Below are 23,233 nucleotides of genomic sequence, written 5' to 3' on the forward strand. Positions count from 1 at the left end.
ACCCTATACGCGAAGATTCCCGCCTGCCAGCTCCTCATGCATTGACATCCGACATTGAATAAATATATCCTAGGTAAATCGTTTCAATAAGATAGGTGGGCCATGCGCGGGTTTCTGCCGGACTGGGAGTCGCTTCGCCGTCACCCCATCCCCGAGTGGTTCGGGGAGGTCAAGTTCGGCATCTGGTCGCACTGGGGCCCGCAGTCCGTGGCGAGCTCGGGCGACTGGTACGCCCGCCACCTCTACGGCATGCAACCCGCCTCCGAGGCCTGGGAGCGCCGCCGCGCCGACCGCCAGCACGCCCACCACCGCGCCCGCTTCGGCGCGGGCGGCGCGAAGGACCTCTTCCACCGCTGGCGCGCCGAGCGCTTCGACCCCGGCGAGCTGATCGACCTGTACGTCTCCAGCGGCGCCCGCTACTTCGTCGCCCTGGCCGCCCACTGCGACAACTTCGACCTGTGGGACTCCGGGCAGCATGCCTGGAATGCCACCCGCATCGGCCCGCGCCGCGACATCGTCGGCGCCTGGGAGCGGGCGGCCCGCGCGGCCGGGCTGCCGTTCGGGCTCAGCTTCCACAACAACTGGACCTGGCGCTGGCTCGACGTCGCGCACGGCGCCGACCCGGCCACCGGCCGGCCGCACGACGGCGCGCTGGCCAAGGGCGACGGCGCCGGCACCTGGTGGGAGGGCCTCGACCCGGCCGAGCTCTACCCGGCCAGGCACGCCCCGGGCGCCAAGCCCCCGCCCCAGGTGGCGGACCGCTTCTACGCCCGCGTGCGCGAGGCGATCGACCGCTACCACCCCGACCTGGTCTATCTCGACGACGGCCGCCTGCCGTTCGACGCGGGCAGCGTGGTCGAGTCGGAGCCGGTCAGCACGCGCGGTCTCGACCTGCTCGCCCACTACTACAACACCTGCCCGACCGGCGGCCTGGTGACCGTCAAGGACGTCCCCGACGCCGACCGCACCGCCGTCGTCCTCGACTGCGAACGCCGCCAGCTCGACGCGGCGCAGCCGTACCCCTGGCAGTTCGACACCAGCGACGGTGAGTGGTTCGACTGCTCGGACGACGACCCGATGTTCCACCCGCGCAAGACGTCCCAGCAGGTCGTGCACACGCTGATCGACGTGGTCAGCAAGAACGGCACCCTGCTGCTCAACGTCCCGCAGCGCGCCGACGGCACCGTGGACGCGCACGCCCGTACCCTGCTGGGCGAGGTGGGCGACTGGCTGCGGGTGTGCGGCGAGGGCGTGTACGGCACGACGCCGTGGAAGCGCGCCGCCGAGGGCGCCACGGGCCTGGGCGAGACGAAGGGGTACGAGGGCTACAACGAGGCCGACCGCGCCTACCGGCCGGGCGACATCCGCTTCACCCGGCGCGGCGACGCGGTGTACGCCACGCTGCTCGCCTGGCCGGAGGAGGGGACGGCCGCGATCACCAGTATGGGCACCGGCGAAGGGCTGCTGGAGCGCCGCCCCGCCAGGGTCGAGCTCCTGGGCCACGGCCCCGTCGCCTGGCGGCTGGCTGAGGAGGCCCTGTATGCCGACCTGCCCCCGACGCCACCCACGAAAGCCGCGTACATGCTCAAAATCACCTGACCTGGAGCCCCTGCCATGGCGACCAACCTGCGAACGTGCGACCTGATCGACCCCCTCGGCATCGAGATCACCCGCCCGACACTCAGCTGGCAGCTGACCGGCGCCACGATGCAGACCGGTTACCACGTACGGGTCGAGCCCGACTTATGGGACACCGGCGAGGTCGAGTCGGCCGACCAGCGCGTGGTGTACGACGGGCGGCCCCTGACCTCCCGGACGGCGGCGCGCTGGCGGGTGCGGATCCGCGACGGCGACGGCCGATGGTCCGGCTGGAGCCCGCCCGCCCGCTTCGAGCTGGGTCTGCTGAGCCCGGACGACTGGACGGCCTCGTGGATCACCCACCCCGACTGGCACGACGAGGGCAACCCGCGCGCGGGCGAGGGCAGGCCGCTGCCGCTGCTGAAGGGCGAGTTCGTCCTGGCCCAGCCGGTCGTCCGCGCCCGGCTGCACGTGGCGGGCCTCGGCGTCTACGTCGCCACGGTGAACGGCGGGCCGGTGACCGACGCCGTGCTGGAGCCGCCGTACACGGACTTCACCAGGCGCGTCGTGTACGCCACCCACGACGTGACCGAGCTGCTGCGCGAGGGCCGCAACACGCTCGGCGTCGAGCTGGGCCCGGGGATCGCGCACGTCTTCCCGCACCAGGACCGGTACATGAAGTTCTTCGGCTCCAAGGCCGCCCCGCGGGCCATCGCGCAGCTCGAACTGGACTACGCCGACGGCTCGTTCGGCCGGTTCGCCACGGGCCCCGACTGGCGGGCCGCCGAGGGCCCGACCGTGCGCTCCCACTGGTACGGCGGCGAGGACCACGACGCCCGCCGTACCGCCTCCGCCTGGCGACCCGCCACCGTCGTCCCCGGCACGAAGGACGTGCTCAGGTCGCGCGCCTGCCCGCCCATCAGGGTCACCGAACGGCTGCCCGCGGCCGCCAGGCTCGCCGCCACCGACGGCACGCCGGTCTTCGACGTCGGCACGGTCGTCGCGGGCTGGGCCGAGCTGAGCCTGGACCTCCCGGCCGGCCGCCACCTGCGGCTCGTGCCCGGCGACCAGCTCGACGGCTACGGCCGGGTCATCCAGTCGAAGCCCACCACCGGTGCGCCGATCTTCAACACGTACGTCACCAAGGACGGCCCGCAGACCTGGCACCCGAGCTTCCGCTACGACGGCTTCCGCTACGTCGAGGTCCAGGGCCTGCCCGAACACGTCGGCCCGGAGGCCGTGACCGCGCTCGTGCTCCGCGCGGACAACACTCCCACCGGCTCGTTCGAGACCTCCGACGCCCTGGTCAACGACATCCACACGATCATCGACCGCGCGGTGCGGGGCAACATGTACAGCGTCCTCACCGACTGCCCGCACCGGGAGAAGCTGGGCTGGCTGGAGCAGACCCACCTGCTGTTCGACGTCGTCGCCTACAACTACGACGTGGCCGCCTACTACCGCGAGCTGCTGGTCACCATCGCCGAGGCGCAGACCGGGGACGGGCTGGTGCCGGACATCGCGCCGGAGTTCCTGGTGTTCGACGCGCCCTTCAGGGACGACCCCAACTGGGGCGGCGCGATCGTCCGCATCCCGTGGCAGCTCTACCGCTGGTACGGCGACCCGTCGGCGATGGAGACGCACTACGACGCGATGCGCCGCTACGTCGACTACCTCACGTCGAAGGCCGTGGACGGCGTCCTCGGCCACGGGCTGGGCGACTGGATCGGACTGGACGACTCGACGCCCGTCCCGCTGGTCTCCACCTGGGGCTACTGGCGGGCCGCGGGCACGCTGGCCCGCGCCGCCGGCGTGCTGGGCCGCGACGACGACGCCAAGCGCTACCGGGCCCTGACCGAGCAGATCACCGCGGCGTTCCCCCGTACTTTCGCCGGCTCCCGCAGCCAGGCGTCGGAGATCCTGGCGCTCGACATGGGCGTGATCACCGACGAGCGGGTGCTGGACCGGATCTCCGAGGCGGTGGCGGGCGGCGGCATCACGGTCGGCGAGATCGCGCTGCCCGCCCTGTTCAGGGTGCTCGGCCGCGCGGGACGGCACGACGCCCTGTGGGCGTTCGCCACCTCGACGAGCCACCCCAGCTACGGCTACCAGGTACGGCACGGCGCCACCGCGCTCACCGAGGCGTGGGACGGGCCGACGAGGGGCCTGTCGCAGAACCACTACATGCTGGGCGCCGTCGACGCCTGGTTCTACCGCGGCCTCGGCGGCATCGGCCAGGCCCCCGGCTCGAACGGCTTCCGCAGGCTGCTGATCGAGCCCGCCGCCCCCGGCGACCTGGAGTCGGTGCGGGCGAGCACCGTGACCCCGTACGGCGGGGTCGAGGTGTCCTGGACCCGCGCGGACGGGGAGTTCACGCTCGACGTGGCGGTCCCGCCGGGCTCGTCGGCCGAGGTGCGGCTGCCGGATCTCGGGCTCGCCCGGCACGCCTTGCCGGACGCGGCGGTCAAGCTCGGGGCCCGTGCTTACGAGGTGCCGGCCGGGCGCTGGACGTTCGGGGCAGGCAGGTGATCGGCACGTACGACGCCGCCCGCGTCAGGACCCCGCACAAGGTCGGCAGGCTGCTGGTCGAGGCGTCACGGGAGCCGGGCAGGTTCGACAGCCTCTTCGTGGACTGCCCGTTCGTGTGTTCCGACGGCGGCGAGTACCTGATGACGTACGTCGGCTTCGACGGGACCGGCTACCAGACCGCGCTGAGCCGATCGGCGGACCTGGTGTCGTGGACGCCGGGGGAGGTGATCCTGCCGCGCGACCCCGCGCACCCGTACCGGGGCTACAACGCGGCGCTCACGTCGATCGTGCGCGACAACCGCCTCGACTCCCCCGGCCAGGTGACCTGGCTGGACGGCCGGGCGGTCGGCACGTACCACGCCTACCCCGAGGCGGGCATGGAGATGGGCGCGGCGGTCATCGGGTTCGTGGCCGGTGACGACCTGCGTACCTGGGCAGACGTGGGGTCGGTGCTGCGCCCGCAGGACGGCGGCGCGTGGGAGCGCGGCGGCCTGTACAAGTCGTGGCTGCTCCGCCACGACGGCCTCTACTACTGCTTCTACAACGCCAAGAACCGCACCTACGACGGCTGGCGCGAGCAGATCGGCTACGCCGTCTCCCCCGACCTCGAACGCTGGGAGCGCCCGGAGCCCGGCCCGGTCGTCCCGCACGGCGGTCCGGGCGAGTTCGACGAGCGCTTCGCCTCCGACCCGTGCGTGCTGCGCGACGGCGACTGGTGGGTGATGTTCTACTTCGGGCTCTCGTTCGACGGGCACGCGAGGGAGAGCTTCGCGGTCTCCCGCGACCTGCGCACCTGGCGCAAGAGCGGCGAGATCCTCATCGACGTGGGCCCGCCGGGCTCGGCCGACGACACGTACGCGCACAAGCCCGCGCTCGTCTCCCACGGCGGGCGGCCCCACCACTTCTACACGGCGGTACGGCGGGTCGAGCCGTACCAGGTCGGCGAGCACACGCTGGTCGAGCGGCGCGGCATCTCCCTGGCCCATGGATAGGAGCGCACCATGAAGTCCCGCAGGAGCTTCCTGGCCGTGGCGGCCGGCGCCGTGCTGGCCCCCCAGCTGGCCGGGCGCGCGGAGGCGGCCCCCGACCTGGACGGCTGGGCCAGGGTGCCGCGGATCCGGCGGCGGATCAGGCCGCCCCGCTTCCCCCGCCGCACCTTCCCCGTCACGCGCCACGGGGCGGTCGGCGACGGGACCGCGATGTGCACCGAGGCCTTCAGGCAGGCGATCGCGGCCTGCGCGGCGGCGGGCGGCGGGCGCGTGCTCGTGCCCGCGGGGACGTACCTCACGGGCGCGATCCACCTGGCCGACAACGTCGAGCTGCACCTGGAGGCGGGCGCCACGATCCGGTTCAGCCGGAACCCCGCCGACTACCTGCCGGTCGTCCACACCCGCTACGAGGGTGTCGAGCTGATGAACTACTCCCCGTTCGTCTACGCCTACGAGCGGGAGAACGTCGCGATCACCGGCAGCGGCACCATCGACGGCCAGGCCGACGCCACGCACTGGTGGGACTGGTCGGGCGACCCGCCGCCGTCCGAGCGTCCCGACAAGAACCTGCTGGCCGCCATGGCCGAGCAGGGCGTGCCGGTGGCCGAGCGGGTGTTCGGCGAGGGCCACTACCTGCGCCCCAACCTCATCCAGCTCTACCGCTGCCGCAACGTCCTGATCGAGGGCGTGACTGTCAAGGACTCCCCCATGTGGAACATCCACCCGGTCCTGTGCACCAACGTGACGATCCGCGAGGTCACCGTGGACAGCCCGAACGGCCCCAACAACGACGGCTGCGACCCCGAGTCCTGCGTGGACGTGCTCATCGAGCGGTGCGAGTTCAACACCGGCGACGACTGCGTGGCGATCAAGGCGGGCAAGAACGCCGACGGCCGCCGGGTGAACGCGCCCTCCATGAACGTCCTCGTGGACTCCTGCGTGATGCGCGACGGCAACGGCGGCGTGACCATCGGCAGCGAGACCACCGGCGGCGTGCGCTGGGTCTACGCCTGGAACTGCACGATGAGCAGCCCCCGCCTGGAGCGCGCGATCCGCGTCAAGACCAACCCCGACCGCGGCGGCTACGTCAGGGACGTCTACTTCAGGGACATCACGGTGGGGCAGGCCGCCGACGCGGTGATCGAGGTGGCCCTGAACTACGAGAACAAGGACACCGGCCCGTACTTCCCCGACGTGGGCGCCATCGACGTGCGCCGCCTGCGGGCCGGGCGGGCGCCCAGGGCGTTCAACCTGATCGGCAACCCGGGCAACCCGATCAAGGGCGTGCGGGTGACCGGCAGCGTGTTCGAGGAGATGGCCGAGGACGACGTCGTACGCGACGTGACGGGGCTCGTGCTGCGCGACGTCTGGATCAACGGCCGCCGCGTGGACTCCGGGGGATGAGACGGTTCCGCCCCTGATCAGGGCTCGACGAGGCCCGCGCGGATGGCGTAGCGGGTCAGGTCGAGGCGGTCGCGCATGCCGAGCTTCTGCAGGATGTTCGCCCGGTGCCGGTCCACGGTCTTCACGCTGATGACCAGCGTCTCCGCGATCTCCTTGGCCGAGTTGCCCTCCGCGATCAGCTTGACGATCTCCTCCTCCCGGGGCGTCAGGATGCTCTCGGGCATGCGCTCGCCCTCGCGCGAACGCTGCAGGTAGTCGCGGATGAGCGCGGTGACCGCCCCGGGATACAGGAACGGCTCGCCGCGCATCGTCGCCCGGCACGCCTCCAGCAGGTCCTGGTCGGCGACCGACTTGAGCACGTATCCCGAGGCGCCGACCTTGAGGGCCTCGAAGAAGTACTGCTCGTTGTCGTACATGGACAGGATCAGGATGCGGATGCCGGGCGCGCGGCGGGAGATCTCGCGGGCCGCCTGGAGCCCGGTCATGCGCGGCATCGCGATGTCCAGGATGGCCAGGTCCACCGCGTCCTCCGACGCGGCCGCGACGGCCTCCGCGCCGTCGGCGGCCTCGGCGACGACCTCCAGGTCGGGCTCCGCGTCGAGGATCATCTTGAGTCCCCGGCGGACCAGCGCGTGGTCGTCGGCCAGCAGGATCCTGGTCTTGGCAGTGCTCACCGCGTTGGGCTCCGATCGCTCGGGATGGTCAGGTGGACGCGGGTGCCTTCCCCCGGTGGGGAGTCGACGGTCAGGCGGGCGCCGATCAGCAGGGCTCGCTCGCGCATGCCCCGGATCCCGGCCCCGTCCTGGCGCGCGCCGCCCTGCCCGTCGTCGGTGACGCGCAGGGTCAGCCGCCCGTCGTGCGTGGCCAGTGACAGCTCGGCACGCGTGGCACGGGCGTGCCTGGCGATGTTCGTGAGGCTCTCCTGGGCGATCCGGTACAGCACGAGCTCGACGTCCGCGCCCAGCTCGGGCAGGTCGTGCTGGACGGCGCGGGTCACCTGGACCCCGCTCATCTGCGAGACGTCGCTGCACAGGGCGCTCAGGGCGGCGTGCAGCCCGAGGTCCTCCAGCACGCCGGGCCGCAGCCGGCGGGCGACCTGCCGGACCTCGTCGAGGCTGGCGCGTACGGTCTCCTGCACGCCGTGCAGGTCCTCGCGCAGGTCGTCCGGCGCGCGGTCGACCACCCGCTTCAGGCCGAGGAGCACCACGGTCAGGCTCTGGCCGATCTCGTCGTGCAGCTCGCGGGCGATGCGCCGCCGCTCGCCCTCCTGGGCGGCCAGGGCGTGGCCGCTGCTGGCGCTGCGCTCGGCCTCCAGGCGGTCGAGCATCGCGTTGAACGTGGCGATCACGTGGGTGAGGTCGCTGTTGCCGCCGTCGGTCAGCCGCTCGCCGGTACGCAGCAGGTCCACGCGCTGCATGAGCGTGGTCAGCGCGTCCAGCGGGGCCAGGCTGCGGCGCAGGAGCAGCGCGTTGGCGGCCAGCATCAGCGCCAGGCCGACGATCAGCACCGGCACCTCGGCCAGCACGAGGGGCGCGGACACGGTGGCCGGTGAGATCGCGAGGACGAGCGTGGCCACCGCGAACACCAGCCCGTTGATCATGAACAGCCGCCGGAACAGCGCCTGTGCCGGGCTCCCGGCCGTCCTCTTCGCCCTCTCGGTCATTTCACCAGCCTCTTTGTCTCCCGGTCCGGTTGTCGATCCGGCCTGACCCCCATCCTGCGGGACGTCCCTACATGCTCCGTCCCTCCCCGTATGGGTGCTGGACCCGATGGTGCCGGGCCCACCCGGGCCACGAGACTGGGACGGAGCCGCCGCCCGCGAAGGATGTCCTCGAAGCGGCGCGCGCGACGAGACGATCATCCTGGAGCGGCGGCTCACCAAGCCCGAACCCGTTCCGACCCCGGAGGTCGATAGTCGTGTGCCGCCAATCCCGCCTTGTATCGTCATGCCCCGCCGCCCGGTCCGGGCCGCCGGGGCGTGACGGATGAGCGCATACGTAGCCCTCGCGATCTTCCTGGTCGCGTTCTTCTTCATCGCCACCGAGAAGGCCGACAAGGTCAAGGTGGTGCTCATCGCCGCCGGGCTGATGGCCGTCCTGGGCCTGGTCCCGGGCGCGGAGGTGTTCTTCTCCGAGCACGAAGGCATCGACTGGAACGTCATCTTCCTGCTGTTCGGCATGATGATCATCGTGGGGATCATCAAGCAGACGGGGGTCTTCGACTACCTCGCCATCTGGGCCGCCAAGCGGTCGCAGGGCAGGCCGTACCGGCTGATGGTCATGCTGATGGCGATCACCGCCATCGCCTCGCCCTTCCTCGACAACGTCACCACGATCATGCTGGTCGCGCCGGTCACCGTCATGGTGTGCGACCGGCTGCGCATCCCCGCCCAGCCGTACCTCATCGCGGAGGTGCTGGCCTCCAACATCGGCGGCGCCGCGACCCTCATCGGCGACCCGCCCAACATCATCATCGGCAGCCGGGCGGGGTTGACGTTCAACGACTTCCTCGTCCACATGGCGCCGATCGTGGTGGTCGTCTTCGCCGTGTTCGTGCTGCTCACGCGGGTGCTGTTCCGCGGGTCGTTCCACTATGACGCCGGGCACGCCGCGGCGGTGATGGCGCTGGACGAGCGGCGGGCCATCACCGACCCGCGGCTGCTGACCCGCTGCCTGGTGGTGCTGGGCCTGGTGATCGCCGGGTTCGCGCTGCACGCGGTGGCTCACGTCGACCCGTCGATCGTGGCCCTCGTGGGGGCCGGGGTGATGCTGATGGTCTCGCGCACGGACGTCCACGAGGTGCTGCGCGAGGTCGAGTGGTCCACGCTGGTCTTCTTCATGGGTCTGTTCGTCATGGTCGCGGGCCTGGTCCACACGGGTGTCATCGGGGCGATCGGCACGTGGGCCCTGGGCGCGCTGGGCGACGACTACTTCGTCGCCGCGACGGCGCTGCTGTTCGGCTCGGGCGTGCTGGGCGCGTTCTTCGACAACATCCCGTACGTCGCCACGACCGCCCCGATCGTGGAGGGCGTGGTCGCGCAGATCCCCGACCCGAGCACGGGGCAGGCGCTGTGGTGGGCGTTCGCGCTGGGCGCGGACTTCGGCGGCAACGGCACGGCGGTGGCGGCCAGCGCGAACGTGGTGGCCCTCGGCATCGCCGCGCGTTCCGGACACAAGATCACCTTCTGGCAGTTCACCCGGTACGGCATCGTCGTGACCGTCATCAGCACGCTGATGGCCTGGGCGTACGTCTGGCTGCGCTACTTCGCCTGACCGGGGAGATCAGGGGAAAGTCAGGGGCGATCACCGATGAGCGCCCCTGACCCGAGGAGGCATCGTGGGCCTCATGAACCGCCTCACCCAGTTCTCCTTCACCGCGGCCCCCGCCGCGCTGCTCGCCGGCAGTCTCCTCACGCGCCTCCCCGGCGCCGATGCCGTCGGCGGGCCGTGGTGGGCGGCCGCGCACGCGGTCCTGCTGGCCGGGTTCCTGATGTTCGGCGTCATGCTCCTGGCGCTGCGCCGTATAGCCGGGCCCGTGACGGGCGGGTGGCGGGCGGCGGCGGACGCCGCCACGGCGGTGGCGCTGCTCAGCACGGCCGCCAACGTCGTCGGTCTCGCCGTCGACCTCTACAACAGGTTCGAGAGCCCGCGCGTCGCGGCGTGGGAGCCGTTCGTCTACGGGGCCGCCTTCGCCGCCCTGGTCGCGCTGGCGTCCGTGCTCGCGGCGCTGCGGCGGGTCACGGTGCTGAGCGCGGCCGTCACGGCCACGGGCGTGGCGGTGCTGATCGGGGGGTTGCTCGAACCGGCCCTGACGCCGGTCGGCATGGCGCTCATCTGGCTCGGCACGCTGCTGCTGAGCAGGGGCCCGGCCGAACCGGCGGGGCAGATCGGCTACCGGCTCCACTGAGCGATCGCCCCGGCTTCAAGTGGGTACGTCCATGAAGGTCCCGACTCCCGGCTTTCATGAAGGAGTGGTGCCCCATGCTCTATGTCTTCGGCTTCGAACGCATCGGCGTCGCGGTGAGCGACATCTACTTCGTCGACCCCGACCCGATCAGGGGACAGGAGGGCGCCGAGCGCGGCGTACGCCTGGAGCTGCGGAAGCTGCATCCCGGCGAGCTGAACGGGTCGATCTACTCGGCCCGGCCCATCACCGTCGAACGCCCCCTCTGGCGGGTTGACCTGCTGGAGTCGGTCAACAGCGCACCCGGCAGCTTCGACCGCACCCACCATCACCCCGGCATCGACGGGTGGGAGCCGGGGAGGCGGGTGTTCGACAAGGAGCTCTCCGGCGAGCCGCTGAAGTGGCTGAGCGGACGGCTGGCCGACCTGGAGGGTGTGCTCGACGAGGTCGGGGTGGACCGCGGCGAGGTGAGCCCGGCGGACGTGACCGGCCTGCGCGAGCGTGCCGGGGAGATCGTCGAGACCGTCGCCCGCCTGCTCGACGGCGTCCACTCCGGCGCCCTCGCGACCCCGCCGGACGACGCCTCGGCCGCCGCCGTCCGCGCCAGCTGGTTGTGAGGACGGCAGCGCTTCTGGCTAGGGGGCCAGGCCGGCCGCGATGCCGTCCAGGACGAGGCCGAGCTTGCGGTTGAACCACACGGAGGCCGGCTCCGACAGCGCCCGCCGCATGACGGGCGCCACCTCCGGGCCGACCGCCTCGGCCCAGGCGTCGGCCGAGCTGTCGCGGACCTTGGAGGTGCCGACAGAGCTGCCTGCGGGCGCGTCCAGCTGCTGGCCCCTGCCGAAGACGTCGATCGCCAGGTCGAAGACGGTGTCGACGGCGAGGAACGCGTCCTCCACCGCGAAGCCGTAGCCGATCAGGCGCTGGACGGCCGCGCCGAAGCGGTGCATCACCTCGTCGGGGAAGCGCTTGAGCTTGAGGAATTCCTTGATCAGGCCGGGATGCGCCTCCAGCAGCGCCCACAGCGCCCCGGCCTGCGCCTCCAAGTCCGATCGCCACTCGCCGGTCGGCTCCGGCCAGTCCGCCTTGCCGATCGCGCGGTTGATGGCCACGATGACCAGCTCCTCGCGGTCGGCCACGTGGCGGTAGAGGGCCGAGTGGGCGACCCGGAGGCGGTCGGCCACGGTGGCCAGGGTCAGGTTGTCGAACCCGACGGCCAGCGCGGCGTCGGCGATGTCAGGCCGGGTGATGCGCGGCGGGCGGCCCCGCGGGCGGCCCAGCACGCGCCACTCCCGCGCCGTCGTCTCCTCACCCATCGAGCCCCCTACCGCCGTCGATCGCGTCGCGCCGGGCCGTCCACCGGTCAGGCGCGTACGAGGCGCCAGCCGCGGGCCCGCGCGCGTTCTTCCCAGAACGCAGCGTACCGGCCACCCGCGTCCAGCAACTCCTGGTGGGTGCCGCGCTCGGCGATCACGCCGCCCTCCAGCATGACGATCTGGTCGGCGGCGGCGATCGTGGTCAGCCGGTGCGCGATCACCAGCAGCGTCCGGTCGCGGGCGAGCGTGGCCAGCGCGTCCATCAGAGCGGACTCGTTCTCCGGGTCCAGCGCGGCGGTGGCCTCGTCCAGCAGCACGATCGGCGCATCCTTGAGGATCGCGCGGGCGATGGACACCCGCTGGCGCTCGCCTCCGGAGAGGGTCGCCCCGGCCTCGCCGACCCTCGCCTGCCAGCCGCCGGGCAGCCGCGCGGCGATCTCCTCGACGCGCGCCAGCCGGCCCGCCTCGCGGACCTCCTCGTCCGTGGCGTCCGGCCGCCCCAGCCGGATGTTGTCCTCCAGCGTGCCCTCGAACAGGTACACGTCCTGGAACACGATCGACAGCTGGGCCATCAGGTCCTCGGGCGGGTAGTCGCGCACGTCGTTCCCGCAGACCCGGACCGACCCGGCGGAGGCGTCCCAGAAGCGGGCGATGAGACGGGTGAGCGTGGTCTTGCCGGACCCGGAGGGCCCGACCAGCGCGGTCACCGTGCGGGGCGCGACGGTGAAGCTCACGTCCCGCAGCAGCGGCCGCTCGTCGTAGGCGAAGCTCACCCCGTCCAGCTCGATCGACGGCTCACCGGCCCGCGCCGTGCCGCCGGACGGCAGCGGCGGCGTGGTCAGGACGTCGCGGATGCGCCGCAGCGCGCCGTGTGCCATGCGCAGCTCGCCGCCCACGTCGGCGGCGGCGAGCAGCGGTTCGGTGAACCGCACGGCCAAGACCAGCACCCCGACCAGCTCCGGCACGTCCACCGCGCCGCCGAGCGCCAGCGAGCAGCCCACCAGCAGGATCGCGGTGAAGGCGAGCTGCACGGTCAGCGCGACCGTTCCGAGGCCGGGCAGCGTGGTCCGCAGGAGGCGCCGCAGCGCCGACCGCTGCCGCACCAGCGCGTCGTCGAGCAGGTCGTAGCCGTCCGCCGTGCGCCCGAACGCCCGCAGGGACGCCTGCTGCCGGGCGAACTCCACCACGCGGTCGGCCCCCTCGGCCCCCGCGTCGTCCATCGCGGTGTCGCTGCGCTGCACCAGGGTCTGCGTCCAGCGGAACGCCAGCCACAGGAACGGCGCCGTGACCAGGGCCGCCAGCCCCAGCCGCCAGTCGAACACGAACATGCACACCAGCACGGTCGCCGGCGCGGTCACCGAGGTCACCACGACCTGGAGCAGGTGGGCGGGCACGCTCATCACGTCCATGACGCCCTTGCCCGCGAGCTGCCCGAGCCGGCCCACCCGGTCGGCGCTGAACCAGCCGACCGGCAGCCCGGCCACGTGGTCGCCCATCCGGTGGTAGAGCGTGCGCAGGGCGGCCAGGCCGACCGCGTAGCCGTACTGCGACTGCTGGTAGGAGGCGACGGCGGTGGCCGCGACCACGACGGCGAAGGCCGCGAGCCACGGTCCGGCCGCCTCGCCGGACAGCAGCGCGCGCAGCACCGGCACGAGCATCGCGAACGACGCGCCCTGCAGCACGCCGTACACGATCATCGCGAGCAGGCTGCGGCGCAGGCGCGCCCCGTGCTCGGGGCCGAGTACGGCGCCCAGTTCTCCGATCATGCCCGGGTCCAATCCCGATCGTCGTCGCGTACGTGGGCCGCCCACAGCCGGGTGTAGAGCCCGCCGGCCGCGCGGAGCTCGTCATGGGTGCCGCGCTCGACGATCCGGCCGCCGTCGAGCACCGCGATCTGGTCGGCGCCGGTGATCGTGCCCAGCCGGTGGGCGATGACCAGCAGCGTGCGCCCGGCCACCAGCGTGGACAGCGCGTCCTGGATGGCCGACTCCGACTCCGGGTCGGCGAACGCGGTGGCCTCGTCCAGCACCAGGATCGGCGCGTCGGCCAGCAGGGCGCGGGCGATCGACACGCGCTGCGCCTCGCCGCCCGACAGGTGGGCGTCCTCCCCGATCACCGAGTCGTAGCCGCGCGGCAGCTCCGTGATCCGGTCGTGGATCTGGGCCGCGCGGGCCATCCGCTCGACCTCCTCGCGCCCCGCATCGGGGCGGCCGAGCGCGATGTTGTCCGCGACGGACGCGCGCAGGAGCTGCACGTCCTGGAGGACGAAGCCGACGTGGTGGTACAGCTCGGCGGAGCCGATGTCGCGCACGTCCACGCCGCCCACCGTCACCTGGCCCGAGCCGGGGTCGTAGAAGCGGGGAAGCAGCTTGGCCAGCGTGGACTTGCCCGAGCCCGACGGCCCGACCAGCGCGGTCACGGTGCCGGGCATCAGGGTCAGGTCCACCCCGCGCAGCACCGGCGTGCTCCCGTCGTACGAGAACGACACCTCGTGGAACTCCACCCGGCGGCCCTGCGGGCGGGTCGGCTCGGCGGGCTCGGGCAGCGGCGGCGTCGCCAGCAGCGCGGCCACCCGCCCGGCCGACTCGGCCGCGCGCCGCAGCCGCATCGAGCCCATGTCCAGGGTGAGGAACGGCGCCGTCAGCGCCACCCCGACCAGCACGAACGGCAGCACGTCCACCGGCGCCAGCCAGCCGTTCGCGGCGAACACGACGCCTCCCGCGGTGGCCACGAGCAGCATGGTCGGGGGCGAGATGAGCGCGTTCGAGACGCCGCTGAGCCTGAGCATGGGCCGCACCCAGGCGCCGAAGAACTCGGCGAAGTCGTCGGCGGCCTCGGCGAAGCGCCGGTAGGAGCGTCTGGCCTGCCCGAACGTCTTGATCACCGCGATCCCCTGCACGAACTCGACCACGGCGGCGCTGATCCTGGTGTTCGCCTCGCTCCAGCGCCGCATCTGCTCGTCGTAGCCGCGCATCATGACCGCGAACGCGACGGCGAACAGCGGCACCGGAATGAGCACGACGAGCGTGAGCCGCCAGTCGACGTACAGCAGGTAGGCGAGCGCGGCCAGCGGGGTCACCACGGCGGCGAGCAGGTCGAGCAGGGCATGCGCGACGAGGTGGTGCATCTCGCGCACGTCGTCCTGAAGGACCTTCTTGACCTGGCCCGAGTTGCGCTCGCCGAACCAGCCCAGCGGCACCCGCGACAGGTGCGCGGCCATCCGGCGACGCAGGTGGAGCTGCAGGTCGGCGTCCGCGAAGTGGGTGATCGCCCCGGCCAGGCCGAACGACGTGAACCTGACCAGCAGCCCGGCCACCGCGATCCCGGCGATCAGCCAGACCCGGCCGGCCTCGGGGGCCGGGCTCAGCAGCACCCGGGCCAGCTCGGCCACGCACACGAACGGCACGAGCGCCGAGACGGCGTACACCACCTGGAGCACGGCGGCGGCGACCAGCCTCGGGCGGATGGGGGCGAGCAGCGCCAGTAACGCGGCGCGGTCGGGAGCGGGCCCGCCGTCCTCGGGCGGGGACGCCACGGGGGCCGCCGGTTCGGCGGTGATCGTCATGTGTGAGCCTCCGCGCTTCGAGGGTTTCCGCCTGGAACCGATTTTGTTACAGGCATTCTCGAATAGGCAAGGCTCACATAACTAAGGCCTCGGCGGACTGGGGGGTGTAGGGGTGGCCGGGCGGCGGTGCAGCAGGCCGAAGCGCGTCCACATGGCCTCCGCCGCCTCGATCGAGGCGCCCGTACGGGCCGGGTCCACGGCGGCGAGCTGGGTGACCAGGGCCTGGGCGACCGCCATGCCCGCCGTCAGCGACGGGAAGAACGCCTCCCCCTCCGCCGGCACCATGACCACCTCCTCGGCCGCCTCGGCCAGCGCGGGACTGGCCGCGTCCGTGAGGGCGAACACCCGCACCCCGCGCGAGCGGGCGACGTTCGCGGCCAGGACCGTGCTCTCGTACAGGCGCCAGAAGCTGATCGCCACCAGCACGTCCCCGGCGCCGAGCGCGGCCACCGCGTTGGCCAGCTCCGCGTCGCCGTTGGTCACGGCCGTGACGGGATAGCCCGCCAGGCGGGCGTTGTGGGCCAGGGCCAGCCCGACGGCCGCGTAGCTGCCGTCGGCGACGATCACGGTACGGCCCGCCGCGGCCACGGCCTCGGCGATCGTGAGCAGGACGCCCTCGTCGAGGCGGCGGTTCAGCAGCGCGAGGCTGTCCAGGTCGCGCCGGAGCGAGCGGGAGCTGGGCGAGCCGGTGCCACGGTGCTCGGCGGCCACCTGGCCGGCGCTCAGCGAGGACAGGTAGCGCGCCCGCAGCTCCTGCTGGAGCGCCGGCCACCCGGCGAACCCGAGCGCCTGCGCCGTACGCGTCACGGTCGCCACGTTCACCCCCGCGACCTGCGCCAGGTCAGCCGCGGACTCGAACGACGCCCGACGCGGCTGGGAGAGCAGGATCTCCAGCACCGCGGCCGCCTTGCCGCGCAGCCCGCGCGGGGGCACCCGGGTCCGCAACCACTCCTCGAAGCTGTCCGCGGCCTGCTCTGTCACCGTGTCCCTCTCCACTGCCATTCTGCAAAGACCATTGCATTTCGGATATTTCGCACTATATGTTGCTTCGCAATCAACCTGAAGGGGCCATGACCTCGGGAAGGTGTTGTTCAATGACCCTGTTGGCCCGTCTGGACCGGCTCCCGCTGAGCCGCCCTCACTACCTGCTCCTCCTCATCGGCGGCCTCGGCTACACCTTCGACGGCATGGACTCGGCCGTCGTGGCATTCTTGCTCCCCAGCGCGCAGGACGCCTGGGGCCTGTCCAACGGCCAGCTCGGCCTCATCGGGTCCGCGACGCCGTTCGGGTTCCTGTTCGGCGCGACCGTCGCCGGCCTGCTCGGCGACCGTATCGGCCGCAAGAAGGTCATGATGTACGCGCTCGCCTTCTACGCCGCCTTCTCGGTGGTCGCCGCGTTCGCCCCGAATTATGAGGTCTTCCTGGGCTCCCGGGTGCTGGCCGGGGCCGGCGCGGGCGCGGAGAGCGCGATCATCGCGCCGTTCCTGTCCGAGTTCGTGCCGGCGAAGCGGCGCGGATGGTTCATCGGCGCGCTGGCCGGGTTCTTCTCGTTCGGGTTCGTGATGGCGGCGCTGATCGGCCGCTTCGTGGTGCCGACGATGGACGACGGCTGGCGGATCGCGCAGGTGATCACCGCGCTGCCGATCGTCATGCTGCTGTGGTGGCGCCGCTCGCTTCCGGAGTCGCCGCGCTTCCTGCTGCAGAACGGCCGCGTGGACGAGGCCGAGGCGGTGGTCGCCGACCTCGAACGCCGCGTCGAGCGGGCCACCGGACAGCCGCTCCCGCCGGTGCCCGAGCCGGCCGCCCAGCCGGCCAGCGACACCGCCACCAAGGCGGCCGGGGTCAACCTGATCAGCGCGCTCCGGTTCCTGTGGAGCCCGGTCATGGCCAGGCGGACGGCTGTGACGTGGCTGATCTGGTTCGTGATCACGTTCTCGTACTACGGGTTCTTCTCGTGGATCCCCACCCTGCTCGTGCAGCGCGGCATCACGGTGACCAAGAGCTTCGAGTTCTCGATCATCATCTACCTGGCGCAGGTCCCCGGCTACTTCTCCGCGGCCTGGCTGTCGGAGCGGCTCGACCGCAAGAACACCATCGCGATCTACCTGTCAGGCTCGGCGGTCAGCGCGTTCTGGCTGTCGCAGATGGACACGCCCGCCACGATCACGCTCGCGGGCGCGGTGCTGTCGTTCTTCCTGAACGGCACGTACGCGGGCGTCTACTCGTACACGCCCGAGGTCTTCCCCACCTGGATCCGCGCCACCGGAACGGGCCTGTCGAGCGCGTTCGGGCGGGTCGGCAGCATCCTGGCCCCGACGATCATCGGGCTGTCGGCGGCGAGCCTCGGCTTCGGCGGCGTGTTCGGCCTGACGACGGCGGTGCTGGTGGTCGGGGTGGTGTGCGTGGTCGTGTTCGGCCTGGCCACGGCCGGGAGATCACTTGAGGAGCTGACGGAACCCGCCAAGGAGGCGAGCAAATGACCGGATTGAGCGAGCTTGAAGAGACCGTGCGGCGGGAGGTGGGAGTGCGGCTGTTCACGGTCCTGGCCTGGGTGCCGGAACGGCGGGCGCTGCGCCGCGTCCACACCAGCCATCCCGAGCAGTATCCGGTGGGCGGGGAGAAGACCGTGGAGGTCGCCCAGGGCTGGCTGGGGCGGTGCATCGAGGGCCGGGAGCCGTACTTCGGCAAGGACCGGGCCGCGGTACGGGAGATCTTCGCCGACCACGAGCTGATCGAGAGCCTGGGCTGCGGGACGATCATCAACGTCCCGGTGGTCGACCAGGGGGAGGTGCTCGGCGTGCTGAACATCCTCGACGCCGAGGGAAGCTACGACGAGGAGTCGGTGGCCGTGGCGCGCTCGCTCGCGCCGCTCGCCGTCCCGGCGCTTCGTGGAGGTGCGGCATGAGCTTGTTGCTGCGTAATGCCCGGGTCCTGGACGTGACGAGCGGCGAGTACGCCGAGGGCGACCTTCGCTGCGCGGACGGCCGGGTCGCCGAGACGGGACCCCGGCTGAGCGCGCCGGACGGCACGCGGGTGATCGACCTCGCCGGTGCGCACGTGGTGCCGGGGCTGATCGACGCGCACGTGCACGTCACCGCCTCCACCGCGAACCTCGGCACGCTCGGCTCCATGTCCCCCTCCTACGTCGCCGCGCACAGCGCCCAGATCATGGGCGGGATGCTCGACCGGGGCTTCACCACGGTGCGCGACGCGTCCGGCGCCGACTTCGGGCTGGCCGACGCGCAGGCCGAGGGGCTGATCCGGGGGCCACGGCTGCTGTTCTGCGGCAAGGGGCTGAGCCAGACCGGCGGCCACGCCGACTTCCGCGGCCGGGGCGAGCACCAGCAGGACGATCACCCCTGCTGCGCCGGCGTCGGCCGCGTGGCCGACGGGGTCGACGCCGTCCGCGTCGCCGCCCGCGACGAGCTGCGCAAGGGCGCGCACCACATCAAGGTCATGGCCTCCGGCGGCGTGGCCTCCCCGACCGACCGCATCGACTCGACCCAGTACTCCATGGACGAGCTGCGCGCGGTCGTCGAGGAGGCCGAGGCGGCCAACCGGTACGTCGCCGCGCACGCCTACACCGCCCGGGCCGTCAACCGGGCGCTCGAGGCCGGGGTGCGCTCGATCGAGCACGGGAACCTGATCGACGACACGAGCGTGGAGCTGTTCCGGCGGCACGACGCGTTCCTGGTGCCGACGCTGGTGACGTACTGGGCGCTCAAGGAGGAGGGGCTCACGTTCGGGCTGCCCGAGCGGAGCTGGCGCAAGGTGGACGAGGTGCTCGAGGCCGGGCTGGTCGCGCTGGAGCGGGCCGCGCGGGGCGGGGTGCGGCTGGCGTACGGGACCGACCTGCTCGGCGGCATGCACCGGCACCAGAACCACGAGTTCCGGCTGCGGCGGGAGGTGCAGCAGCCGATCGACGTGCTGCGGGCCGCGACGACCGGGGCGGCGGAGCTGGTCGGGATGGCGGGCGAGGTCGGCACGCTGGCCGTGGGGGCGCACGCGGACCTGCTCGTGCTCGACGGCGATCCGCTGGCCGACATCGGCGTCCTCGCGGACCCCGCCCACTTCAGGCACGTCGTCCAGGCGGGCCGCGTCGTCTCCGGCTGAGCCGGAGCCGCTTCGGGGCGGGCGGCGTTGCATAGTGGCAGGGTGACCACGCTGACGCGCGCCGCTCTCGTGGTGGTCGCGGTGCTGCTCCTGCTGCTCGCCCTGCTGTGGGTGTTCCAGCGGCGGCTGATCTACCTGCCCGACAGCGCGCCCGTGCCGCCCGCCGCCGAGGTCGTCCCGGGCGCGCGGGACGTCACGTTCACGACCGGCGACGGGCTCCGGCTCGCGGCCTGGTACGTCCCCGGCACCCGCGGCGTGACCGTCCTGATCGCGGGCGGGAACGGGGGTAACCGGCGCGACCGCGCCCCCTTGGCCCGCGCGCTGTCGGAGCACGGGTTCGCGGTGCTCCTCATGGACTACCGCGGCTACGGCGGCAACCCCGGCAGCCCGACGGAGGAGGGGCTGCGCCAGGACGCCCTGGCCGCCCGCGACCACCTCGGCGACACCCGCATCATCTACTTCGGCGAGAGCCTGGGCGCGGCCGTGGTCACCCGGCTCGCCCTGGAGCGCCCGCCCGACGGCCTGGTGCTGCGTTCGCCGTTCACCGACCTGGCCGCCGCCGGGCGGGCCAACTACCCGTTCCTGCCGGTCAGGACGCTGCTGCGGGACCGCTTCCCGGTCGCGGAGAGCATCCGGCGGGTGCGGGCGCCGGTCGTCGTCGTGTACGGCACCCGCGACACGATCGTGCCCCCGCGGCTCAGCAGGGCGGTCGCCGAGGCGGCGGGCGAGCGGGCCACGACCGTCGAGGTCGCCGGGGCGGGCCACAACGACCTGGTCATGCTGGCCGGCGACGAGGTCGTGGGCGCCGTGGCCGACCTGGCCGGGCGCATAAATCAGTAGTTCCACACCCCCTCATCGTGTACGTTCAGGAACGGAAGGATTACACACGGTAACCATAGGGGGCCCAGTGAGACTCGTTCGCGCCGCAGCGGCGGCACTCTCCCTGGTCATGACCACCACTCCCGTCGCCGCCGAGTCGGCCCCGTCCGCGCTGGTGCGCACCGACAAGGGCATGGTCAAAGGCGAGGTGCGCAAGGACCACCGGGCCTTCCGCGGCATCCCGTACGCCCAGCCGCCCACGGGCCCGCTCCGATGGCGGCCGCCGCAGCCGGCCAAGCCGTGGACGGACGTCCGCGACGCGACGGCGTTCGGCAGCCAGTGCGCGCAGCTCGCCGAGCCCTACGGCGGCAAGACGTCGTACGGCGAGGACTGCCTCTACCTCAACGTCACCGCGCCGCGCAGGGGCCGCGACCGGCCGGTCATGGTGTGGCTGCACGGCGGCGGCAACGCCGGCGGCAACCCCGCCTTCTACGACCTGACCAGGATGGCGACCCGTGGCGGCGTCGTGGTCGTGAGCGTCAACTACCGGCTGGGTGCGCTCGGCTGGCTGGCGCACCCCGCGCTGGAGACGGGCGAGCGCTACCAGAGCGGCAACTACGGGCTGCTCGACCAGCAGGCGGCGCTGCGCTGGGTGCGGCGGAACATCGCGGCGTTCGGCGGCGACCCCCGCAACGTGACGGTGTTCGGGGAGTCCGCCGGAGCCGCCGACATCTGCGCCGACCTGGCCTCGCCCACCGCCGCCGGGCTGTTCGACAAGGCGATCGTGCAGAGCTTCAGCTGCTCCTCCCCCACCCGCACCGAGGAGCAGGCCGAGGCCGAGGGGGCCAGGTTCGCCGCGGCCGTGGGCTGCGCCGCAGGAGCCGCCGCCTGCCTGCGGGCGCTGCCGGTCAAGACGCTGCTGGAGGCGTTCCGGGGCCACAACCCGTACCCGGTCGCGGGCGGCGACCACGTGCTGCCGCTCCAGCCCCGCGCGGCGATCGAGAGCGGCCGGATCAACCGCGTGCCCGTCATGCACGGCAACACGCTCGACGAGATGCGCCTGTACGCCGGCCTGACCTACCCGAAGCCGATCACGCAGGCGCAATACGAGCAGTTCGTGCGCGCCACGTACGGGGCCAACGCCGGCCAGGTCCTGGCCCGCTATCCCGCCACCGGCCCCGACCTGCGGATCGGGCTGGCCACCATGCTGACCCACGGCACCGGCCCGCTCGCCACCTGCACGCACCAGGACGCCTTCGGCCTGCTCTCCCGGGCCGGGGTCGAGGTCTACGCCTACCAGTTCGCCGACCGCGCCGCGCCGCCGCTGATGGACGTGCCCGGTTTCGAGGAGGGCGCCGAGCACGCGACGGAGCTGGTCTACCTGTTCCCCGGCCTGCTCGGCCGGCTCAACGCCGAGCAGGAGAAGCTGTCGAACGCCATGATCGGCTACTGGACGTCGTTCGCCCGCGACGGCCACCCGAACGCCCCCTGGGTCCCGCGCTGGCCGCGCTTCAGCGGCTCCGGCGACGTGCTCAGCCTGGCGCCGGGCCGCGGCGGCATCCACCTGACCGACACCGCCGGCGCCAGCAATTGCGCCTTCTGGGGCTCTTTGCAGTCATGATGGCTCATAATGCGGGTTGTCCCTGAAGATCCGCGAGCCCCCGAGGTGAGCCATGAAACCGCTCCGCGTCGTCGTGGCCGCCGTGGGGGCGGGGGCGCTTCTGGCCGGCGGCTTCCTGTTACTGCGCGGCGGCGGCGACAACCCGCCGCCGCGTGATCGCCTGGCGGTCGCGCCCGTGGTCGTGCGTCCCAACGTGCTGGTGGACGCCCAGGGCGCGGTCCTGGAGGAGCTCACCGGCGACTGCGCGGCCAGCCGCTACCCGTATGTCTGCATTCAGGCGAAGGAGGAGCTCGACGAGGACCTGCTCCGCCGCAGCGGCCTGACCATCGTGACGGCGATCGACCAGCGCGTGCAGCGCGCCGCCCAGCAGGGCATCGACCGGTACGTGCGCCGCGAGGACGCGCCGGTCGCCGCCCAGGCCATGATCGTGCCGGGCACCGGCGAGATCAGGGCCCTGGCCGCCAGCCGGGCGCCCGGACCCGGCGCCGAACCGCCCACCGACCGGTTCGGCTTCCAGCAGGGCACCACGGCGATGGTGTACACGCTGACGGCCGCGCTGGGGAGCGGCATGCGTTATGACGACGGCTTCCCTTACCTCAGCCAGTATCGGGCGGCGAACTACCACGCGATCAAGAACTGCAAAGGTGAGAACGTCGCCGAGCCGTCGTTCTCGATCGTCAACAGGCAGCGCGACCACGGCGCGTTCACGACCCTGCGCTCGGGCACCCGGACCGCCGAGAACACGTTCTTCATGAAGCTGACGGAGAAGGTCGGTCTGTGCGAAAGCGTGCAGGCGGCCAAGCGCCTCGGGCTCAAGCGGGCCGACGGCCTGCCGTTCCAGGAATTCGAGACGTTCTCGTTGGGGATCAACGAGGTGGACCCGGTCTCGCTCGCCGGTTCGTACGCCACCCTCGCGGCGCACGGCAGGCAGTGCGAGCCGCGGCTGGTCACGGAGGTGCGCGGCGACACGGGCGTCATGCGTTCCTTCCCGGCGCGGTGTCAGGAGGCGCTGGAGCCCGCGGTCGCCGACGCGGTGACCGACGTGCTGGCGGAGGCGCTGGCCAAGGGCCCGCTCAAGGGGCTCGGCCGGGACGCGGCGGGCATGGAGGGCACCGCTGACGAGTTCTCCACCGCCTGGTACGCCGGTTACACCCCCGACCTGGCCTCTGCCGTCGCGCTCGGCGACCCGCGCGGCGCGGTCAAGCACAAGCTGTCGGACATCACCATCGGCGGTCGTCGCTACCGGCACGTCGAGGGCACGTCGATCCCCGGCCCGATCTGGAAGTCCTCGATGACGGAGGCGCTGGCCGGCAGTGCGGGGACGGCGTTCGCGAAACCGGACCTGGCGCGCTTCGGCGGCTGCCGCGACCACTGCGCCCCGTAACCGCTCCGGCTC

General features: G+C 72.4%; 19 protein-coding genes. 13 read left to right on the forward strand and 6 right to left on the reverse strand.

The genetic code is table 11. The features are described 5' to 3' along the window. Positions 1 to 102: 102 nt before the first annotated feature. The 4 genes from AB0J87_RS18925 to AB0J87_RS18940 are packed head-to-tail and all read left to right on the forward strand — an operon-like array spanning position 103 to position 6,500. Positions 103 to 1,599 carry an alpha-L-fucosidase gene (locus AB0J87_RS18925; protein WP_363966770.1) on the forward strand — a complete coding sequence of 499 codons (1,497 nt, stop codon included), beginning with the start codon at positions 103 to 105 and terminating at the stop codon, positions 1,597 to 1,599. A 15-nt stretch (positions 1,600 to 1,614) separates the two neighbouring features. Continuing rightward, positions 1,615 to 4,107, forward strand: coding sequence for a family 78 glycoside hydrolase catalytic domain (locus AB0J87_RS18930; protein WP_363966772.1), 2,493 nt, complete (start codon positions 1,615 to 1,617; stop codon positions 4,105 to 4,107). Next, positions 4,104 to 5,099 (forward strand): hypothetical protein, encoded by a 996-nt coding sequence (locus AB0J87_RS18935; protein WP_363966773.1) that lies wholly within the window; start codon positions 4,104 to 4,106, stop codon positions 5,097 to 5,099. The genes AB0J87_RS18930 and AB0J87_RS18935 overlap by 4 nt, the downstream gene beginning before the upstream one ends. Positions 5,100 to 5,108: 9 nt before the next feature. After that, complete coding sequence (locus tag AB0J87_RS18940; RefSeq protein WP_363966775.1) at positions 5,109 to 6,500, forward strand: glycoside hydrolase family 28 protein; 1,392 nt, start codon at positions 5,109 to 5,111, stop codon at positions 6,498 to 6,500. 17 nt (positions 6,501 to 6,517) lie between these two features. Here the strand turns inward: AB0J87_RS18940 and AB0J87_RS18945 are convergent, their stop codons facing one another. Both AB0J87_RS18945 and AB0J87_RS18950 read right to left on the reverse strand, forming a co-directional pair. Further along, positions 6,518 to 7,174 carry a response regulator transcription factor gene (locus AB0J87_RS18945; protein WP_185072310.1) on the reverse strand — a complete coding sequence of 219 codons (657 nt, stop codon included), beginning with the start codon at positions 7,172 to 7,174 and terminating at the stop codon, positions 6,518 to 6,520. After that, positions 7,171 to 8,163 carry a histidine kinase gene (locus tag AB0J87_RS18950; protein WP_363966777.1) on the reverse strand — a complete coding sequence of 331 codons (993 nt, stop codon included), beginning with the start codon at positions 8,161 to 8,163 and terminating at the stop codon, positions 7,171 to 7,173. The genes AB0J87_RS18945 and AB0J87_RS18950 overlap by 4 nt, the downstream gene beginning before the upstream one ends. A 322-nt stretch (positions 8,164 to 8,485) precedes the next feature. On the opposite strand from AB0J87_RS18950, the gene AB0J87_RS18955 reads away from it, so the two are divergent. The 3 genes from AB0J87_RS18955 (at position 8,486) to AB0J87_RS18965 (ending at position 11,020) form a co-directional block, all read left to right on the forward strand. Beyond that, the gene (locus tag AB0J87_RS18955) at positions 8,486 to 9,772 is read left to right on the forward strand and encodes an ArsB/NhaD family transporter (protein ID WP_350733872.1); all 1,287 of its coding nucleotides are present in this window, start codon (positions 8,486 to 8,488) and stop codon (positions 9,770 to 9,772) included. A gap of 73 nt (positions 9,773 to 9,845) precedes the next feature. Continuing rightward, complete coding sequence (locus AB0J87_RS18960; RefSeq protein WP_363966779.1) at positions 9,846 to 10,406, forward strand: hypothetical protein; 561 nt, start codon at positions 9,846 to 9,848, stop codon at positions 10,404 to 10,406. Positions 10,407 to 10,480: 74 nt separating this feature from the next. Further along, on the forward strand, positions 10,481 to 11,020 hold the full coding sequence (locus tag AB0J87_RS18965; RefSeq protein WP_363966781.1) for a hypothetical protein: 540 nt from the start codon (positions 10,481 to 10,483) through the stop codon (positions 11,018 to 11,020). An 18-nt stretch (positions 11,021 to 11,038) separates the two neighbouring features. Here AB0J87_RS18965 and AB0J87_RS18970 read toward each other — a convergent pair whose 3' ends face one another. The 4 genes from AB0J87_RS18970 to AB0J87_RS18985 form a co-directional block, all read right to left on the reverse strand. Next, the gene (locus AB0J87_RS18970; RefSeq protein ID WP_363966783.1) at positions 11,039 to 11,719 is read right to left on the reverse strand and encodes a TetR/AcrR family transcriptional regulator; all 681 of its coding nucleotides are present in this window, start codon (positions 11,717 to 11,719) and stop codon (positions 11,039 to 11,041) included. A 47-nt stretch (positions 11,720 to 11,766) separates the two neighbouring features. Then, the gene (locus tag AB0J87_RS18975; RefSeq protein WP_363966785.1) at positions 11,767 to 13,485 is read right to left on the reverse strand and encodes an ABC transporter ATP-binding protein; all 1,719 of its coding nucleotides are present in this window, start codon (positions 13,483 to 13,485) and stop codon (positions 11,767 to 11,769) included. Then, positions 13,482 to 15,284, reverse strand: coding sequence for an ABC transporter ATP-binding protein (locus AB0J87_RS18980; RefSeq protein WP_363966787.1), 1,803 nt, complete (start codon positions 15,282 to 15,284; stop codon positions 13,482 to 13,484). The genes AB0J87_RS18975 and AB0J87_RS18980 overlap by 4 nt, the downstream gene beginning before the upstream one ends. 81 nt (positions 15,285 to 15,365) lie before the next feature. Beyond that, entirely contained in the window at positions 15,366 to 16,265 is a 900-nt protein-coding gene (locus AB0J87_RS18985) for a MurR/RpiR family transcriptional regulator (protein ID WP_363966789.1), read from the reverse strand. A gap of 113 nt (positions 16,266 to 16,378) precedes the next feature. Here AB0J87_RS18985 and AB0J87_RS18990 point away from each other — a divergent pair, with 113 nt between their 5' ends. The 6 genes from AB0J87_RS18990 (at position 16,379) to AB0J87_RS19015 (ending at position 23,221) form a co-directional block, all read left to right on the forward strand. Then, entirely contained in the window at positions 16,379 to 17,764 is a 1,386-nt protein-coding gene (locus AB0J87_RS18990; RefSeq protein WP_363966791.1) for an MFS transporter, read from the forward strand. Then, a complete protein-coding gene (locus tag AB0J87_RS18995) occupies positions 17,761 to 18,189 on the forward strand; it encodes a GAF domain-containing protein (protein ID WP_363966793.1) in 429 nt (142 codons plus the stop codon). The genes AB0J87_RS18990 and AB0J87_RS18995 overlap by 4 nt, the downstream gene beginning before the upstream one ends. Continuing rightward, positions 18,186 to 19,397 (forward strand): amidohydrolase family protein, encoded by a 1,212-nt coding sequence (locus tag AB0J87_RS19000; protein WP_363966795.1) that lies wholly within the window; start codon positions 18,186 to 18,188, stop codon positions 19,395 to 19,397. Before AB0J87_RS18995 ends, AB0J87_RS19000 begins: the two co-directional genes overlap by 4 nt. A 42-nt stretch (positions 19,398 to 19,439) precedes the next feature. Further along, the gene (locus tag AB0J87_RS19005; protein ID WP_363966797.1) at positions 19,440 to 20,237 is read left to right on the forward strand and encodes an alpha/beta fold hydrolase; all 798 of its coding nucleotides are present in this window, start codon (positions 19,440 to 19,442) and stop codon (positions 20,235 to 20,237) included. A gap of 67 nt (positions 20,238 to 20,304) precedes the next feature. Then, a complete protein-coding gene (locus AB0J87_RS19010) occupies positions 20,305 to 21,837 on the forward strand; it encodes a carboxylesterase family protein (RefSeq protein ID WP_363966799.1) in 1,533 nt (510 codons plus the stop codon). 52 nt (positions 21,838 to 21,889) lie between these two features. After that, complete coding sequence (locus AB0J87_RS19015) at positions 21,890 to 23,221, forward strand: penicillin-binding transpeptidase domain-containing protein (protein WP_363966801.1); 1,332 nt, start codon at positions 21,890 to 21,892, stop codon at positions 23,219 to 23,221. The last annotated feature ends 12 nt before the right edge of the window (positions 23,222 to 23,233 follow it).

The sequence above is a fragment of the Nonomuraea sp. NPDC049625 genome, assembly GCF_040675285.1.
In the GTDB taxonomy this organism is placed as follows: Bacteria; Actinomycetota; Actinomycetes; order Streptosporangiales; family Streptosporangiaceae; genus Nonomuraea; species Nonomuraea angiospora_A.